Here is a 450-nt window from a genome sequence, read left to right as displayed (position 1 = left end):
TATCTATCCACTTCGATATATCTTCATTGATGCCATAATAAGTTGGAGCACCTGGGCCACCACCTTTTTTTAGGACCATATTCTTTTTAAGCAAATTACTTAATGACCTTTGACAAGAGCGGCGATCTATTTGTGTATTTTCTGAGAGTTCTTTAAATGAAACCTTAGCATATGCTCTATTCCAGCCCATTGTTACACGAACTATGAAAAGGAAGATACGCATTTCATACTTTGAAAGGTCCGGTGATACATCGCGACTATAAAGAGCTTCGATAACCTTATATGGAAACAAAAAAAATGAACCTGGTTCTCGCTTTTTGGAATTGATAGGAAGAGCTTTTCTTGAGGATTGATTTTGTGAACGTGGAGGTGTCATAATATAACCACCTTATATTGAGATATACCCATCAAGGATGGGTCAAAGGCTCCTGTTTCCAGCAGGGGCCTTCA

Annotated in this window: 1 protein-coding gene; it reads right to left on the bottom strand. The window is 38.4% G+C overall.

Going from position 1 to position 450, the window contains the following annotated elements; genetic code table 11:
- On the bottom strand, nucleotides 1–376 hold a 376-nt coding region (locus HQK88_17175; protein MBF0618530.1), incomplete at its 3' end, for a replication protein.
- Nucleotides 377–450 lie beyond the last annotated feature (74 nt).

This window comes from Nitrospirota bacterium (assembly GCA_015233895.1).
GTDB lineage: Bacteria > Nitrospirota > Thermodesulfovibrionia > Thermodesulfovibrionales > Magnetobacteriaceae > Magnetomonas.
Note: the sequence above shows the minus strand (reverse complement) of the source record. Positions and strands in the feature narration are given on the sequence as shown.